General features: G+C 71.9%; 15 protein-coding genes. 7 read left to right on the top strand and 8 right to left on the bottom strand.

Annotated elements, in window-relative coordinates; all coding sequences use genetic code 11:
- Window positions 1-8 precede the first annotated feature (8 nt).
- Window positions 9-641 carry an NADPH-dependent FMN reductase gene (locus ACIQOW_RS13565; RefSeq protein WP_401083663.1) on the bottom strand — a complete coding sequence of 211 codons (633 nt, stop codon included), beginning with the start codon at window positions 639-641 and terminating at the stop codon, window positions 9-11.
- Between the two features lie 147 nt (window positions 642-788).
- Here ACIQOW_RS13565 and ACIQOW_RS13560 point away from each other — a divergent pair, with 147 nt between their 5' ends.
- Both ACIQOW_RS13560 and ACIQOW_RS13555 read left to right on the top strand, forming a co-directional pair.
- Window positions 789-1,529 (top strand): TetR/AcrR family transcriptional regulator, encoded by a 741-nt coding sequence (locus tag ACIQOW_RS13560; protein WP_401083661.1) that lies wholly within the window; start codon window positions 789-791, stop codon window positions 1,527-1,529.
- Window positions 1,530-1,586: 57 nt separating this feature from the next.
- Window positions 1,587-1,769 carry a hypothetical protein gene (locus tag ACIQOW_RS13555; RefSeq protein ID WP_401083659.1) on the top strand — a complete coding sequence of 61 codons (183 nt, stop codon included), beginning with the start codon at window positions 1,587-1,589 and terminating at the stop codon, window positions 1,767-1,769.
- A 73-nt stretch (window positions 1,770-1,842) separates the two neighbouring features.
- On the opposite strand, the gene ACIQOW_RS13550 is transcribed toward ACIQOW_RS13555, so the two are convergent.
- Complete coding sequence (locus ACIQOW_RS13550; protein WP_401083657.1) at window positions 1,843-2,778, bottom strand: DMT family transporter; 936 nt, start codon at window positions 2,776-2,778, stop codon at window positions 1,843-1,845.
- Window positions 2,779-3,202: 424 nt separating this feature from the next.
- On the opposite strand from ACIQOW_RS13550, the gene ACIQOW_RS13545 reads away from it, so the two are divergent.
- Complete coding sequence (locus tag ACIQOW_RS13545) at window positions 3,203-4,453, top strand: hypothetical protein (RefSeq protein WP_401083655.1); 1,251 nt, start codon at window positions 3,203-3,205, stop codon at window positions 4,451-4,453.
- Window positions 4,454-4,703: 250 nt separating this feature from the next.
- Here the strand turns inward: ACIQOW_RS13545 and ACIQOW_RS13540 are convergent, their stop codons facing one another.
- The gene (locus ACIQOW_RS13540; protein WP_401083653.1) at window positions 4,704-5,870 is read right to left on the bottom strand and encodes a protein-L-isoaspartate O-methyltransferase; all 1,167 of its coding nucleotides are present in this window, start codon (window positions 5,868-5,870) and stop codon (window positions 4,704-4,706) included.
- Window positions 5,871-6,160: 290 nt separating this feature from the next.
- On the opposite strand from ACIQOW_RS13540, the gene ACIQOW_RS13535 reads away from it, so the two are divergent.
- On the top strand, window positions 6,161-6,685 hold the full coding sequence (locus tag ACIQOW_RS13535; protein WP_401083652.1) for a MepB family protein: 525 nt from the start codon (window positions 6,161-6,163) through the stop codon (window positions 6,683-6,685).
- Window positions 6,686-6,805: 120 nt separating this feature from the next.
- On the opposite strand, the gene ACIQOW_RS13530 is transcribed toward ACIQOW_RS13535, so the two are convergent.
- Entirely contained in the window at window positions 6,806-7,240 is a 435-nt protein-coding gene (locus tag ACIQOW_RS13530; protein WP_401083650.1) for an ATP-binding protein, read from the bottom strand.
- Between the two features lie 163 nt (window positions 7,241-7,403).
- Between ACIQOW_RS13530 and ACIQOW_RS13525 the strand changes: the two genes are divergently transcribed.
- The 3 genes from ACIQOW_RS13525 to ACIQOW_RS13515 all read left to right on the top strand — a co-directional run bounded on the left by ACIQOW_RS13525 (window position 7,404) and on the right by ACIQOW_RS13515 (window position 9,542).
- Complete coding sequence (locus ACIQOW_RS13525) at window positions 7,404-8,216, top strand: helix-turn-helix domain-containing protein (RefSeq protein ID WP_401083648.1); 813 nt, start codon at window positions 7,404-7,406, stop codon at window positions 8,214-8,216.
- The gene (locus ACIQOW_RS13520) at window positions 8,213-8,461 is read left to right on the top strand and encodes a DUF397 domain-containing protein (RefSeq protein WP_401083646.1); all 249 of its coding nucleotides are present in this window, start codon (window positions 8,213-8,215) and stop codon (window positions 8,459-8,461) included. Before ACIQOW_RS13525 ends, ACIQOW_RS13520 begins: the two co-directional genes overlap by 4 nt.
- Window positions 8,462-8,672: 211 nt before the next feature.
- Window positions 8,673-9,542, top strand: a complete 870-nt coding sequence (locus ACIQOW_RS13515; RefSeq protein ID WP_401083644.1) for a hypothetical protein — start codon at window positions 8,673-8,675, stop codon at window positions 9,540-9,542.
- Window positions 9,543-9,975: 433 nt separating this feature from the next.
- On the opposite strand, the gene ACIQOW_RS13510 is transcribed toward ACIQOW_RS13515, so the two are convergent.
- The 4 genes from ACIQOW_RS13510 to ACIQOW_RS13495 form a co-directional block, all read right to left on the bottom strand.
- Window positions 9,976-10,524: an ATP-binding protein gene (locus tag ACIQOW_RS13510; RefSeq protein WP_401083642.1), complete on the bottom strand. Its 549-nt coding sequence runs from the start codon at window positions 10,522-10,524 to the stop codon at window positions 9,976-9,978.
- A gap of 146 nt (window positions 10,525-10,670) precedes the next feature.
- On the bottom strand, window positions 10,671-11,897 hold the full coding sequence (locus ACIQOW_RS13505; protein WP_401083640.1) for an Ig-like domain-containing protein: 1,227 nt from the start codon (window positions 11,895-11,897) through the stop codon (window positions 10,671-10,673).
- A 214-nt stretch (window positions 11,898-12,111) separates the two neighbouring features.
- Window positions 12,112-13,368: an Ig-like domain-containing protein gene (locus ACIQOW_RS13500; RefSeq protein ID WP_401083639.1), complete on the bottom strand. Its 1,257-nt coding sequence runs from the start codon at window positions 13,366-13,368 to the stop codon at window positions 12,112-12,114.
- Window positions 13,369-13,562: 194 nt separating this feature from the next.
- Entirely contained in the window at window positions 13,563-14,639 is a 1,077-nt protein-coding gene (locus ACIQOW_RS13495; protein ID WP_401083637.1) for an Ig-like domain-containing protein, read from the bottom strand.
- Window positions 14,640-14,846: the final 207 nt, after the last annotated feature.

The following is a 14,846-nucleotide window of genomic DNA, read 5'->3' as shown; positions in this document are numbered from 1 at the left end:
CACCGGGCTCAGGCCGCGAACGGGCGGGCCTGCCGGGCGTCCCGCAGCGCCCGGGCCCACCAGGTGAGCTGGTCGAGCATGGTCTTCGCGGCGGCGTCCGCGGCCGGGTCGGTCGCCCTTCCGTCGGCGTCGAAGCACTGCGCGGCGCCGTGGAAGCTGACCGTGTTGCGGATCGTGGCGGCGTTCAGCTCGGCCATCACCACCCGGAGCTGCTCGACCGCCCGCAGGCCCCCGGACAGGCCGCCGTACGAGACGAAGCCGACCGGCTTGCCGTGCCACTGCCGGTTGTGCCAGTCGATGGCGTTCTTGAGCGGGGCCGGGAAGCTGTGGTTGTACTCGGGCGTGACGATCACGAAGGCGTCGGCCGCCTCCAGCCGGGGCGACACGGCGGCCAGCAACTCGGCGTCGCCCGGCGGCAGTTCACCGCCGAAGGACGGGAAGGTGGTGGGCAGCGGGGTCTCCACCAGGTCGATCCGGTCGGCGGTCAGACCGCCGTGGGCTTCGAGGTGGCCGAGCAGCCAGTCGGTGACGACCGGGCCGAAGCGGCCCTCGCGGGTGCTGCCGACGAGGACGGCGACCTTCAGGCCCTGCTCCGCGCTCTGCTCCGCGCTCTGCTCCGCGGGCTTCTGCTCCGTGGACATGGGGATCCCCCTCCGGGATGACTGCTGTGTACGGCGTATCCGTCGTGGATACAACGTACACAGCGACGCGTACGCCGTCCACTGCCGATACGCCGTACACCGTGAGTGCTACGGTGAGAGCGTCCCCGGCCGGAAGGAGCCCGCCCGATGCCCGCCCAGCAGGCCCCCAGTGGCGCCAGCGACAAACCCCAGGTCTCGCTCTGGGAGCGCCTGGAGCGCCCGGCCCCCGCGCCGCGCACCACCCTGACCCCGCACCGGATCGCCGAGGCCGCGGTCGCCATCGCCGACGCCGAGGGCCTGGACGCCGTCACCATGCGCCGGCTGGCCACCGCCCTCGGCGTCGCCCCGATGGCCGCCTACCGGTACGTCTCCGGCAAGGACGAACTCATCGAGCTGATGGTCGACTTCGTGTACGGCCAACTCCCGCTGGACGCCCCCGCGGAGGGCTGGCGGGACGCCATGCGCGCCCTGGCCGTCCACCTGCGCGCCATGCACCTGGCCCACCCGTGGACCGTCCGGGCGGCCACCCCGTTCGCACTCAGCCCCCACCAGCTCGCCGTCCCCGAGCGCGCCTTCGCCGCCCTGGCGGGCCACGGCCTGGACGCCGACACCACGATGGCGGTGTTCCGCACCGTCACCGGCTACGTCCACGGCTCGGTCACCGCCGAGGTCACCCTGGACGCCCTGCGCCGCGAGCGCGGCTGGTCCGACGGCGACCAGACCAGGGCCGGCCTCGCCCCCCGGATGAGCTGGCTGATGGGCACCGGCCGCTACCCCGGCTACCAGCGCTACCTCCAGGAGGCCACCCGCAAGGACGACCCCGACTGGCAGTTCGAGACCGGCCTCGACTGCGTCCTGGCCGGCATCGCCGCCCACTTCGGCCTCTGACCGGCCCGGCCCAACGCGGCCTTCGCGGCCGACGGGGCGCTCTACATCTCCCCCGACATGGTCATCGAGCACCCGAGCGGCTGTTACAGCGCTCCCGTCTACCCGCTCGTCCCGCGGAACCAGAGCGATGGGTACGCCCTCGTGTACGACGGCCGGAACTGCACCGGCCACGTGATCGCGGTGGTCCCTCCCGGTGAGCAGACGACCCAGGAGTTCGGCTCCAGCGTCTTCGTCAAGTAGCCGCAGCAGCGAGCCAACCGATCACCCCCGCACGGGACGTCGGCCCGGCCGACGTCCCGTGCGGGCTGTGCGACTACCGCTTTCCGGGGAGGGCGAGGAAAGCCAATCCCCCGGCCAGGACGGCGAGTCCGCACCAGGAGACGGCGGGCAGGCGCTCGCCGAGGGCGGCCACGCCGAGGACCGCCGCGACGGCGGGCTCGGCGAGGGTCAGCGTGGTGGCCGTCTGGGCGGTGGTGTGCCGCAGGCCTCGGCCGAACAGCCAGTACGCGAGGAAGGTGGTGATCACCGCGAGGTGCAGGACGACTCCCGCCCCGCGCGCCGAGGCCAGCCACCCCAGGTCACCGGCGAGCAGCACCGGCAGGACGATCAGCGCACCGCCGCCGAACATCGCCCCCATCACCCCGCCCGAGGGGTGCCCGTGCGAGATCAGCCGTCCGCCGATCAGCGAGTACACGGCGTACGAGAGCCCGGAGAGCGCCGCCAGCAGCACGCCCAGCGGGTCCACCGCCCCACCGCCACCGGCGAGTTCGGGGCCCAGCACCAGGAGCACGCAGCCGAGCACGGCGAGCGCCGTGGCCCCGGCCCACCGCCCGCCGGGCCGCCCCTGCCGGGCGAGCCACCCGAGCAGCCCGGTGAACACCGGCGCGCTGCCGAGCGCGATCACGGTGGCCACCGCCACCCCGGTCCGGCTCACCGCCGGGTAGAAGGTCAGCGGGTACCCGGCCACCGCGACCGCGCCGGCCGCGAGCAGCCACCGCTCGCGCGGCCCGCAGGCCCGGGGCAGCGCCGGGGCCGATCGGTCGGTGAGGAACAGCAGCAGCCCGCCGAGCACCAGCCCTGCGGCCCCGATCCCGGCCGCCGGGGCGCCCCCGGGCGCCAGCGAACTGGCCGTCCCGGTGGTGCCCCAGAGCACGGCGGCGATCAGGATCGGCACCGCGCCGCCGCGCGGACGGGCGCGCCGGGGAGTCGCGGACAGGGAGCGGGCAGGTGAGGACAAACGATTCGGCACAGTCGTGAACTTCCGTCGTCGAAGACCGTCAGAGGGGGTTTCGAGAACGGGCGCACGCCATCAGCCCTCGGCGGCCCTCATCGGGCCGAGCCGGGGTCGCAGGGGATCAAGCCACCGGAGCGCGCGCCCGATCAGGCGCTGAGCGGTGGCAGCACGACGTGCCAGTACAGGTTCACGGGTCGATGGTACCGACTGGCCGGCGTGAGAAGTCGGCCGGTCCGACTTCTCACGCGGCCACCCCGGAGCGGTAGTCGGGGCACAGGCGCCCCACCGGTCTCCGGGGCGTTGTCCAGCCCCGCCCGGGGGCGCGTTGTCTCTCGCGCACAACGACTGGTGGCCCGATGAGCGGCTTCCGGTCGTAGCGGATCGTCCATTGGTCCCTACGCTGAGTGTCGGCCCATCGGCTCACCGAAAGGACCCGCTCATGCGCCGCTCCCGTCTCGTGCTGCCCCTGGCCCTGACCACCGTGGTCGCCTCCGCCCTGGTCGCCGCCGACGTCGTGCGCGACGGGCCGATCCCGTCCGTCAGCCTGCCGGTGCTCCGTGACCCGCAGGCCCAGCAGCTGCTCCACCACATGACGGACCCGGTGCAGGACTGGGTGGAGTCCGGGGACCCGGCGGCGGCCGGCTACGCCGGGACCGTGATCGACGCGTCGAACCAGCACGCCGACATCTACTGGAAGGGCGAGGCCCCGGCCAGGGTCAGGGCCCTGCTCGACGCGAACGCCGGCCCCGGCTACACCGTCGACGTCCACCGGAGCCCGCACTCCCGCGCGGAGATGCGCGCCGCGATCGACCGGTTCACCGCCGCCGTCGCCCGCGACGCGTGGACGTCGATCGGCCCGCAGGAGGACGGCGCCGCCATCACGATCACGTACGCGCAGGCGAAGGCGGCGCGGCTGACCGGCGGCGACACGACCCAGCAGGCGTACTCCTCACGGGCCGCCGAGATCGCCGGAATGCCGGTGACGGCCGGCGTAGAGGGAACGCCGGTGGCGCTGTCCGGCAGCCGGCACTCCGACGGCGCGCCGTACTACGCGGGCGCCGAGGTGAACACCGCGAAGGCGTCGTTCTGCTCGACGGCGTTCAGCGGCTGGAAGGGCGGCGCGAAGGTGGTGCTGACCGCCGCGCACTGCGGCGGCGGCCGGTACTACAACGGCACCGGCAGCTACATCGGCGACCTGTCCGCGACCGGCGACGGCCTGGACGTCGGCACGATCGCGGTCAACGGCAACGGCGGCGGCCGGTTCTACGACGGCCCCTGGTCGGACGGCGGCGGCTCGTCCCGGCACACCTACGGGATCGGGCGGAACAACGTCGGGGACCTCGTCTGCCTCAGCGGCGCCCAGTCGGGGTGGAAGTGCGACGTGCAGATCAAGAGGGTCGACGTGGAGACGACGAACGACGCGGGCACGAAGATCAAGCCGGTGGACGTCGTGGAGTCGAAGGGCGGCGACCGGCGGGCGATCGCCGCGAAGGGCGACAGCGGCGGCCCGGCCGTGGCGAACCCGTCCGGCGCGAACGGCGACATGGAGGCCCGCGGCGTGATCGTGGCCGCCCGGTCCGAGGTCGGCTGCCCGGCCGGTTCGACGGCGCACACGACGACCTGCTACTCGCAGGTGATGTACGTGCCGATGACCCCGGTGGTGAACAAGCTGGGCTTCTCGCTCTCCTGACCAGGGCCGGCGGACGGGCCGGCCTCGTGCTCACCCCCTGACTCAGCCGGTTGCTCCGCCCCGACGCGCAGCCGACCGCCGGTGCGAGAAGTCGGCCGGGCCGACTTCTCGCGCGGCGTCAGTCGGTCTTGCGGACGGGGCCGAGGCGGGGCCGGCCGCTCATGACGCCCGCGAGGCCGCGCCTTCGCCGGCTCGGCTGCGGGCGGTGGCGCGGCCGTCCACACCGTTCGGCCGGAGGATCCGGGACCAGTCACCGCGCGCCCGGGTTCAGGCCTCCGATCGGCCAGCGCGGGCCGGTGTCCTGGTCGCCCTGCCACGCCCACTGGGAGTCGGAGGTGACGGTGACGCCGTAGTCGTAGAGTTCGGGGCGGCCGAGTTCCTCCCACTGGGACCAGGCGGCCACCAGTTCGTCGCCGATGCGGCGCGGACCGCCCTGCGACAACGAGGGCCCGCCATCCCCGTCCTGACGGATCTCGGCCCACGAACGGTCTCCGTCGTGGACCACGGTGGCCGGCCCGCCCTCGCTCCGGTCGGTGAACAGCACGGCGTCCGGGACGGCGACGCGCAGCGCGAACCTGAGGTGCCAGTCCTCCAGGCCCGCCGGGTCGCGGTCCAGCGGCCGGCAGGCCTCGGGTTCGGCGCCGCCACGCACCTGCGCGTACGCGGCGGGCCCACTGCTCGGCTGGGCCGGACCGTGCCGGTCGCCCATGAACTGGGCCAGGCCGTGGACCCAGCCGTGCGCCGCGCCGTCGTCGGCGACGGTGAGGGCGACGTATCCGAGTCGTCCCCAGGGGTAGACGATCCGTCCACCCGGGCGCACCGCCTCCACCCAGGACCACGGGACGATCTCGACGGCGTAGGTGGCGTGGAGCCGGTCGACCCGGCCGCCACCGGGCAACCCGCCGCCGGTGCCGTCGCCCGCCCCCGCCTCGACGTCGAGTCCGGCGTCCGCGAGCCTGGCCCGGGCGAACGCGGCCAGGTGCTCGTCCACCTCGGTGGTGACCACCAGGCCAGGCCCGGCCCGCCAGGCGGCCAGCGCCGCTGACCAGCCCTGGCCGGTGCCGACGTCCCACACCCGGTGCCCCGGCTCCACCCTGAGGCTGTCCAGCATGTCCGACACCACGGAGGGCGCGGACAGCGACGACGACGGGAGGCCGCCGGTGAGCTGGGTGACGGCCGGCGCGTCGACGCCGGAGTACAGCTCGGCGGCCCACCCGCCCGGGTCGTCCTCCCGGTCGACCGGCACGTAGGCCCAACCGTCCCACCTCCACAACCGGTCCGGCGCGAACCGGTCGCGCGGCAGCGCGCCGAAGGCCTCGCGCAGCCACGGCGAGTCCTCCGGCCACGCCCCGCGCCGCTCCATCTCCACGTGCAGGCCTGCCCGGTACCCGGTCAGGCTCCCGTCGTCGCTCGGCATCACTTCTTGTGCTTGCCGTCGCTCGGCGGCGGCGGGGTGACCTTCCCATCGGCGTTGTTCGGCGGGGGAGTCCCCTGGCTCGGGTCCTGCGGCGGCTTCGAGTGTTCTCCCATGCTGCCCCTCCTGATGATGAGACGGACACAACCGGTTGCCATCCTGGCGCCGCACCGCATCCGAGTCGACCGGCGTGCGGAAGCGGGCCGGGGGCGCATGCGCGAGAAGTCTGCGGGGTCGACTTCTCGCGCAGGTCGCAGGTGAGCCCTGCGATTCGGTGGTGGCAGGATGCGGGGATGTCGACGAATCGGCCGTGGGCGGGACTTCACGGCGACCTGCTGGCGGCGAAGGCATCGGTGTACGACCCGAGCGGCTTCAGCTGCTCACAGCCCGTGCCCGAACCGGAGAGTGCCGAGTACGTGGCTCACGGGTTCACGCTCGACCGGCTCTCGGTGCGGTTCCGCGTGGCCAAGACGACTCCGACGAAGGCCGGCCAGTTCGTCACCTTCTGGCTGCGGTCCGACGAGGGGCCGATCCGGCCCTTCGACACGAGCGACGGGGTCGACCTCTTCGTCGTCAGCAGTCGCGACGGCGACCGCGTCGGCCAGTTCGTGTTCCCGCGGGACGTGCTGTGCGAGCGCGGCATCGTGTCCCGGAACCGCACCGGCGGGAAGCGGGCGTTCCGCGTCTACCCGCCCTGGGTGACCACCACCAGTCGCCAGGCCCGCGGCACCCAGGCGTGGCAGGTGGAGTACTTCCTGCACCTCGGAGAGGGCGGGCCGGTCGACCTCGCGCGGGCCCGGGCCCTCTACCACCCGTAGGCCCGGGTTCACCGTCAGGCCCACGTGACCGCCCCACCCGGCGGGGCCCGGCGCGAGAAGTCGGCGGGGTCGACTTCTCGCGCACGGGGTGGGGCGGCGGTGTGGGGCGGCGGGGCGGGGTCAGTCGTGGGGGTTGGCCGGGGTGGGGAGGGCGAGTTCGCACCAGACGGTCTTGCCGACGTAGCCCTCGCCCCGGAGGTGGGCGCCCCAGGAGGTGGCGAGGGCGGCGACGAGTTCGAGGCCCCGGCCGGACTCGTCGTCGGGGGTGGTGCGGCGGATCCTCGGGAGGTCGGTGTTCCCGTCGGACACCTCGATGCGGAGAAGGGAGTCGGTGGGGAGGACGACGCGCACGCCGATCATCCGGTCACGCTGGGAGCGGGCGTGACGGCAGGCGTTGGTGACGAGTTCGCTGAGGAGGATCAGGCCGGTCTCGGCGGAGTCGATCGGCACCTCCCACTCGAAGACCTGCCGGATGAAGCGGACGCGGGCGCGGCCGGCGCTGCGGGGGAGGCGGGGGAACATCCACTCGACGAGGTCGACGGGCTGAGTGAGCATCAGAGTCCTTGGGGGGGGTGTACGGGGGCTTCACTCGTGAGGGCTGAGTTCGGCCATTTCACCCTTCAAGGGTCGACAGCCGGGCATAGCCTCAGCAGTAACGCCATTTGTACAGCGAGAGCTTGAACCGCCCTGCGACCAGGGCAGGGAGGGGCGCAAGGCCGTGAGCCTGCCGAAGGAAAACCCGATGTCGTGGAAGTACTGCGGCGATCAGCTCAAGCGGTGGCGCACCCTCGCGGGCGTGACCCGGGAGCAGTTGGCCACGGAATCCCACTACGACATCGAGAGCGTGCGGTCGATGGAGGCGGGGAGGAGAAGGCCGTCGCTCAAGTTGCTTCAGGCGGCCGACGAACTGTGCGACGCGAAGGGCCTACTGGTGGGGGCGACCAACTTCCTGGCACCGGAGAAGTTCGCGTCCTATTCGAGGGGCTATGCGGACGCCGAGGTCGAGGCCATCGCGATCCACTCATACGAAGCCTTGTTCATCCCCGGGCTGCTTCAGACCGAGGAGTACGCCAGAGAGCTGATCAGCCACTCGTACCCGCCGCTGGACGACGAGACCGTCGAGGCTCGGGTGGCCAGTCGCATGGAGAGGCAGGAGAAGCTGCGTCGCTCGCCCACCGTGTTCTTCGGTTTCGTCATCTACGAGGCCGCGTTCCGAGCGCTCGTCGGCAGTGAAGGCGTCATGAAGCGGCAGCTGGAACGCCTACTTGAGGTCGGCGAACTGCGGAACGTCACCATCCAGGTGCTGCCGGTCGACCGGGTGGCCCATGTCGCATTGGAGGGACCAATGGTGATCCTGGAGACGCCAGAGCACGATCAACTCGGCTACGTGGAAGGGCAGTACGCGGGATTCCTGTCCGCCGACATCGAGAAGGTGAGCATCCTCGTGCAACGCCATGGCATGATCCGCTCGCAGGCCCTCAGTATTGAGGAGTCGGAGGCACTCATCAGAACAATGGTGGAGCAGCTATGAAGTGGTTCAAGTCCAGCTACAGCGACACCCAGGGCGGCAACTGCGTCGAGGTCGCCGCCTCCTGGACCAAGTCCAGCTACAGCAACCACGAAGGTGACGAGTGCGTCGAGGTCGCCTCCTCCGCCTCCACCGTCCACGTCCGCGACTCTAAGGACAAGGCCGGCCCGACCCTCGCCTTCTCCCCCGAGGCCTGGTCGACCTTCGTCTCCTTCGCCTCCGAAGCTCAAGTGCCACGGGCCGAGTGACCCTTTAACGGAATGGGCGGGTAAGAACCTTCCAACCACCCCCGCGCGCAGCACATATGACTTATCGTCACGACTACACCACAGCCGGTTCCCCCGTGTAGCGTGCGCACCAACGAAACAACCCCCGACCGGTGCTCCAACACCGAACGGGGGTCTGACCGGCACGATCGAAACGGACCTCGATCCTGTGGCTACCCACGACAATACCGCCATGGCCGCGCCCGGATACGGCAAGCAGTCCGCCCCGGAGCAACTCCCCCGCTCCGCCACAGACTTCGCCCACCTCCCGGCCCGCGAGGCCTACCTCGCCTCGCTCATCGACCACCTCCCCGACGGCGCCGCCATGGACGTCAAGACCCTCGCCGTCCTCCAGCCCCACTACGGGCAGATGGCCTGCCGCACCGCCCTCACCAGGCTCTCCACCGCAGGCCACCTGCGCCGCGTCCGCGAACGCCTCAGCTCCACCGACTGCCGCTGGGTGTTCCACACCTACTTCTCCCGCACCCCCCGCCCCGACGCCTGGTGGGCCGGCTTCCTCGCCACCGGCGAGGCGTCAACGCCGGCCGCCCCCGATCCCCCCGACGTGCGAACGCGCAACCGCACCTCCCCCGTCTCGGCCGCCTACGCCGCCCTCGCCGGCCTCGGCCTCGCCGACCCCCGCCTCGCCCTCTCCGCCGCCGACTGCGCCGCGCTCGAACCGCTCGCCGCCGAGTGGCTGGCCCGGGGCACCACCCCGGCCCTCTTCACCGCCGCCCTCACCGCGGGCCTGCCCCGGGACGGCGTCCACAGCCCGGCGGCCTTCACCCGCCGCCGCCTGATCGACAAGCTGCCCCCGGAACGCCCGCAGCCCCAGCAGCAGCCACAGCCCGCCCGCATCCTCGAATGCACGGCCTGCCGCACCCCCTGCCGCCCCCACGCCCTCCTCGGCGGCCTCTGCCGCACCTGCCACGGCGGCACCCCCACGGACCCGCCGCCCCACCGCCCCGACCGCCTCTCCCCCACCGCCGTCCACGCCCACGCCGCCCGCGCCCGGGGCGCGCTGAGCCGCGACGCGTCACGGACGGGCGCCGGACGAACGTGACCGGGGGCCCGCGAAGGTCCGCACCGCCTCCATGCCGACACCCGGCACTCCCACTGCGTGACCATTCGGCGAGCACAGGGTGAGCAGCGCCATCGCGATCATGAATATTCACAGGCAATGGCGTTAACCTATGCAAATTCCAAAGGTGAACTAGGTAACACGCCTTGCATTCGAAGTCATCTGGTTTGCCCACATGCTGAGATCCATGCGATAGTCAAGGCAGCCCAACGGCGGGCGACACCGCACGCCGCCCTGGGCCGATGACTTCGGCGGGCCCGACCTGGCACTGCCGACGCCCATCGCGCGGCACGCACCCCCTTGGCCGGCGCGATGACTTGCAGGGGCCCCCATCCGCCGGACCACGGCGAATCCGGGGGCCCCGCGTGTTTCCCGGACCCTGCGTGTTTCCCGGGGCCCCGCCGCCCGGGAGCCCTCAGCCCCGCTCGCGCACCTTCAGCTCGAACCAGACGCCCTTGCCCCGCGGCAGCAGGTTCGCGCCCCAGCGGTCGGCGAGGTCGTCGACGATCCTCAGCCCCCGCCCGCGCTCGTTCACCGGCCTGGCCTCGGCGAGGATCATGCAGGGCAGGGCCCGGGAGGAGTCGCGGACCTCGATCCGCAGCCAGCCGGGCTTGCGGCTCACGTGCAGGCCGATGGTGCGCCCGGCCGCGTGCCGCACCGCGTTGGCCACCAGCTCGCCGGTGAGCAGTTCGCCGACCTCCAGGTGCTGGTGGAGCTCCCAGGACTCCAGGACGGAGAGCACCAGCCGGCGGGCCACCGGGCCCGACTCCGGCCGGGACGGCAGCCGCACCTCGTTCGGCGCGGACTGGTCGCAGAGTCTGCCGGAGTACATCTCCTCCAGTTCCTCGGAGGTGAGCCGCTCCAGCGCCGGGAGCCCTTCCCGTACATCGAGGAAGGACACCTCGGCGGCCACCGCACCGGCCCCGGATACCGACGACTGATCTGCTTCGCCCCAACCCGCCATGCGGACCATCATTGCGGAACGCAAGCGGCCGCGTACGGACAATGAGCAAACGATCTCTCCGCGTCGGCATATGCCGGAAGCAAGAAGGGGCCGACCGGGCCGACTTTCGTCAATCCCGGTTGACCCCACCGCCCGTCAGCCGCCGGCTACCAGGTGCTCCACGGCACGTTCCAGCCGCTCAGTCCGTTCGCCGGGTCGAGCGTCTCCTTCTTCGTCGAGTTCTTCACCACCATGACGTCCCCGACCAGCGAGCCGTCGTAGAACCTGCCCATCGTGGTGGCGTCCCCACCGCCCTTGACGTCCTTCAGGCCCACGCAGCCGTGGCTGACGTTGTCCTCACCGAAGGCGTCGCTCCAGTAGTTGCCGTGCACGTACGTCCCGGACTCGGTGAGCCGCATCGAGTGCGGCACCTGGAGGTCGTACGGCGAACCGGTCATCCCCGGCATCGTGCTGGACTGCATCCGCACCACGCCCTCCTTGGACATGACCACCATCGTGCCGTTCCAGGTGGGGTGTTCCGGCGAGCCCGAGGTGATGTCGATCTCGTTCGTCTGTTCACCCTGTACGACCGTCATCTTGTGCGCCGCGGCGTCAACCGTCGAAATCTGGGACCGCCCGATCGTGAAGGGCTCGTCCCGGTCCCCGCCGTACACCCCCGGGGCGATCTCGACGCTCTTGAGCCGGTAGTGCACGACCACCTTCGTCCCGGGCTTCCAGTACTGCTCCGGGCGGAAGTCCAGCCGCCGGTCGTCGAACCAGTGGCCCTTCACCACGGTGCCGTTGTCGGTCTCGAAGGTGATGCCCCTGGCGACCTCCGCCCGGTTCCCGACGTCCTTGCTGAAGTTCACCGAGACGATCATGCCGACGCCGTACGTGGCGCCGTTGTCCACGTTGTCGGCGGCCTTGGCGAGCGCCGTCGGGGTCAGCGTGGTGAAGCTGCTGTCCGCCGTGGCGACCGCGCCGGCGGCGTCCGCGGCCATCGCGCTGACCTGGTAGGCGGTGCCCACCTCCAGGCCGGCCGACGGCGTCCAGCTGAGGCCGTCGGCGGCGATGGTGCCGGGGACCTCCTTGCCCGTCCGGTCGCTCACCTTGACGGTGGTGAGCCGGCCCCCGCTCGCGCCCACCTTGAGCGCGTTCGGCGCCACGTCCACCGAACCGGCCGCGGGCTCGATGCTCACCGCCGCCGTGGAGACCTTCGGCACCGAACTCGTGGGCGCCGCCGCGGGCTTGGCGGTGGCCGCCGCACCCGCCCCGAGGTCCGCCCTGACCGCGCTGCCGCCCCCGCCGTTCCCGCCGCCCCCGCCACAGGCGGCCGTCAGCACCATCGCCCCGCCGACCAGGCCGGCCGCCACCACTGTGCGTATCGATCTCAACGCCGATTCCCTTCCTCAGAAAACCCGAGAAACTCCCCGTGGACCCGACGGACCCGAGCGGTACACGCACCCGGCCACCGGAAAGGTTGCGCCATGACCGGGGTTCGCCGCCCCGGAAACCGCGGCGGCCCGACCCCAACGGGTGAGGACCGGGCCGCACGACGGAAGAATCACCGGAGGCCCCGGAGCACCCGGGCCGGCCTCCGGACAGGGCCTACCAGCCGGCCCAGTCCACGTTCCAGCCGCCGAGCCCGTTGGAGGGCGAGACGGTCTTCTCCTTGGTGTTCACGACCTTGATGACGTCACCGACCATCGAGTCGTTGAAGAACTTGCCCGCGACGGAGGAGTCGCTGCCGCCCTTCAGGTCCTGCATCGACACGCAGCCGTGGCTCGCGTTCGTCTTGCCGAACGGGCTGGCCCAGTAGTTGCCGTGCACGAAGGTGCCGGAGGTGGTCAGCCGCATCGCGTGCGGGACGTCCTTGATGTCGTACTCGCCGCCGAGACCGACGGTCTGCGAGTTCATCCGGGTGACCTTCTCCTTGGACATGACGACCATCGTCCCGCCCCAGGACGGCGTCGCGTCCGCGCCCAGGGTGACCGGCACGGTGGTGCTCTGCCCGGCCCGTTCGACCGTCATCTGGTGCGACTTGGCATCCGCGGTGGAGATCATCGAGCGGCCGATGGTGAACGGCTCGTCCTTGTCCACGTCGCCGTAGACGCCAGGGGAGACCTCGACGTTCTTCAGCCGGTACTTGACCGTCACCTTGGTGTCCGGCGCCCAGTACTGCTCAGGACGGAAGTCCACCCGCTTGTCACTGAACCAGTGGCCCTTGACCACCGTGCCGTTGCTGGTCTCGAAGGTGATGCCGTTGGCGACCGCTTCCTTGTTCTTGACCGGCTTGTTGAACTCCACCGAGACGATCATCCCGACGCCGTAGGTGGCGTTGTCGCTGATGTTGTCGTTGGTGGAGACCTTCTTCTCCGGCGTCAGCGTGGTGAACGAGGTGGTGGACGCGGCCACCAGGCCCTCGCCGTCCTTGGCCTGCGCGTTCACCTTGTACGCCATGCCGACCGCGAGCGCCCCCGCGGGCTTCCAGCCGGCACCGTCCGGGGTGATCGCCCCCTCGACGGGCTTGCCGTTCTTGTCCGTCACCTCGACCGTGGTGAGCTTGCCGTTGGCGACGGACACCTGGAGCCCGTTCGGCGCGACGTCCTGGGCACCGTCCTTCGGCTCCACGGCGAGCACCGCGGCCGAGGGCTTCGGCGTCGACGACCCGCCGCCGTCCCCCGCGGCCGGCGCCGACGCCGCGTTGCCGCCGGCACCCCCGGACCCCCCTGCGTCGCTGCCCTTGTCATCGCCGCACGCGGCGGTGAGCAGCAGGACCCCACCCATGACCAGCGCCATCGCACCCCTGCGCCCGTAGCGGTTGCTGGTGCGTATCGCGGCCCCGGCCGTCTTACCCGTCTTCACGGTTTCTCCCCTCCCGGTATTCACTCACTTGACGCGTTGAGTGCCCCCATGAGTTGCACCGCCCGCCGATCTTTCCGGGCGGGCCCGGACGCGCCGGAGCAGGATAGCCAAGCCATCCGGGTGAATCCTGGGAGGAGTCCCGTGGAGCGGGCGTGAAAACGCTGTGAAGACGGGTCAAACGGGGTGAAAGGCCCCTACGGTCGGCGCAGGGCGCTCCCGGCCAGCCACTGCTCCCACGGCACGTTCCAGCCGTTGAGCCCGTTCTGCGGCGGCACGAAGTCCCCGGACGAGGCCCGCACGTCCAGCACGTCCCCCGGGATGGTGTGCTCGAACAGCCAGCCCGCCGGGGAGTCCTTGCTCGCCCCGCCCTTGGCGTCGGCCAGCCCGATGCAGCCGTGGCTGGTGTTGGCCGAGCCGAACACCCCCGGGGCCGCCCAGTAGTTGCCGTGCACGAAGGTGCCGGAGGTGGTCAGCCGCATCGCGTGCGGGACGTCCTTGATGTCGTACTCGTCGCCCATGCCGACGGTCTGCGAGTTCATCCGGGTCACCGGGTACTTCTCCGACACCACCATCACCCCCCGGTAGGTGGAGTGGCCGCGGCTGCCGCCGGAGACCTTGAGCACCCGGACCACCTTGCCGCCCTGCCCCGCCCGGACGGTCAGGGTGTGCGCGTCCAGGTCGACGGTGGAGACCTGCGCCCGCCCGACGGTGAAGTGCAGGTCCCTGCTCTGGGTGCCGAACTCCCCCGGCGCGCCCTGGACGTCCTTGAGCCGCAGCGCCACCGTCACCCTGGTGCCGGCCGCCCAGTACTGCTCGGGGCGGAAGTCCAGCCGCTGGTTGCCGAACCAGTGCGCGGCCACCGGCACCGGCGGGTCGGCGGTGACCTGGACGGCCTTCTCCACCGCCGCCCGGTCCGCGATCGGACGGCTGAAGCGCAGCGAGACCGGCATCCCGACGCCGACCGTCGACCCGTCCTCCGGGGTGAAGAACGCCACGAAGGTGTGCGCCGGAGTCATCGTCGTGAACTCCGAGTGCTGGGCGGCCTTCTGCCCCTGATCGTCCTCGGCGACGGAGTCCAGCGTGAACGCGGTGGCGAGCGGCAGCGGCCCGTCCGGCACCCACGCGCCGCCGTCCGCGCTGATCGTGCCGGGCACCTCACCGCCCTTGGTGTCGGCCAGCCGCACGGACACCAGCCGCCCCTGCGCGACGGCCACCCGGACCGCCCCGGCCGGCTGCACGTCCTGCGCGCGGTCGGCCGGCTGCGCCGTCACCACCGCGCGGGAGGGGGCCGGCGGGGCGCTGTGCCCACCCGGCGTCGCCGCGTCTCCGGCGGACGCCCCCGGAGAGGCGCCACCACCACACCCCGTGAGAACGGCCAGGCAGCAGCCCACCGCCGCCGCACCCCGAGCCCACACCCATCCTCGGCGCCGCATCCCGGGGCCTCCCACTGTTCACGTCCGACACCCGGGACAACGAGG

This window comes from Kitasatospora sp. NPDC091335, assembly GCF_044757205.1.
GTDB lineage: Bacteria > Actinomycetota > Actinomycetes > Streptomycetales > Streptomycetaceae > Kitasatospora.
Note: the sequence above shows the minus strand (reverse complement) of the source record. Positions and strands in the feature narration are given on the sequence as shown.